The organism is Oleiphilus sp. HI0067 (assembly GCF_001635735.1).
The window spans coordinates 1-1,575 of the sequence record NZ_LWFI01000083.1 but is presented as its reverse complement, the minus strand read 5'-3'; the positions used below and the strand labels follow the sequence as shown (position 1 = coordinate 1,575).

2 protein-coding genes are annotated in these 1,575 nt (G+C 45.5%); one reads left to right on the top strand and one right to left on the bottom strand.

The genetic code is table 11. From position 1 onward, the window contains the following. A partial coding sequence (locus tag A3739_RS01275) for a pyruvate, water dikinase regulatory protein (protein ID WP_068499931.1) occupies nt 1-724 on the top strand: 724 nt, incomplete at its 5' end. A 10-nt stretch (nt 725-734) separates the two neighbouring features. Here A3739_RS01275 and A3739_RS01270 read toward each other — a convergent pair. Further along, on the bottom strand, nt 735-1,575 hold an 841-nt coding region (locus A3739_RS01270), incomplete at its 5' end, for an FAD-binding oxidoreductase (RefSeq protein ID WP_068499927.1).

The window sequence follows — 1,575 nt, the reverse complement described above, 5'->3', positions numbered from 1 at the left end:
TGAGTTTGAAAAGGACACACTACCTTACGTAGACACCATCGAAAAAGCAGAAGAAGTTGTAGAACGCATTAATGCGAGAGCAGAAATAGATGGCGCGAGACCAATCGTTTTCGACACACTTGTCGATGACGATATTCGTAAAATAATCGCTAGCAGTAACGCATTAAAAATCGATGTATTTGGAGCATTCTTGGGCCCATTAACCGACGAGCTTAATGCCAAACCTAGTGAAGAAGTGGGACGCGCGAGAATTGGCGAAAGTTCTGGATACGAAGATCGTATGGAGGCAATCAACTATGCACTTCATAACGACGACGGAGCAAGAACCAAGCACTATGATGAAGCAGACGTTATCTTAATTGGTGTATCACGCAGCGGCAAAACACCAACATGCTTGTATCTTGCGATGCAGTACGGGATTCGTGCAGCAAACTACCCGATTACTGAGGAAGACATCGAAGATCAAAAACTCCCTGCAACACTCAAAAACTATCGCGAGAAACTGTTTGGGCTCACGATCGACCCAGAGCGTCTGTCTCTCATCCGCCACGAACGAAAACCAAACTCACGTTACGCAACGATGAAACAATGCAATTACGAAGTAGAAGAAGTAGAACTCATGTATCGACGAGAGCGCCTGCCAAGCATGAATACTACCGATTATTCCGTTGAAGAAATCGCGACGCGTATTATGGTGCAGTGCAATTTACAAAGACGCTGCTAACCCGCTCTACTTACGCTTTTCGTGACCGTGCCGCGGCGCATTGATATTGAAAAGTAGGATCAAAAGGCATGGCGTCAGGCATTCTGTCTGGCGCGTATGCACTGATATCCAAATAGGGCGTTAATCCGCACGCAAGTTCACTCAATACTCTCCCAAAGCCTGCACTCATCGCGATACCTGAACCGCAACATCCTGTTCCAACATAAAGGTTAGGAATGGACTCAACCGAACCAAGAACAAACTGCCCGTCGAGCGTGTAACTAGATACTCCCGCTGTGTAGTGTTTAATCCCGGCATTCAACAGACTCGGAACAAAGGGCTCAAGCGCTAAAAAAGCCTCCTCTAAATCGCGTTCACCTTCGCTCTTATCGAACTGATACCCAAACAGATCAATCGGAAGCTCCTCAGGGCTACCATAAATCATCGAGCTATCACGATAACCAAATAAAAGATCATTACCATCGGGCCTGGTGTAACAAGAGGCGTCTGGAATCACTGTAATAGGACTAAAACGATCAAGAGATGAAATACCATCAACCATCCAATATTGGCTACGAACTGGCGCCATCGGTAACATCACATCAACATGTGATAAAAATTTAGTGCTCCATGGGCCTGCACATAAAACGACAGAGTCAGCATAAATACATCCACCATCACTAAACTTCACCCCTGTTAAACAGCCTTGTCCATCTATCATCAAAGAATGTGCAAAACGTTCAACTACTAGTCGGGCGCCATGACTCACCGCATCAGTTAAATAAGCATTGCCAAGCGAATACGCATCAACATAACCGTCTTGTTCATCTAAACAAACAGCCGCCTCCTTAGAGACGTTTAACCAAGGACAA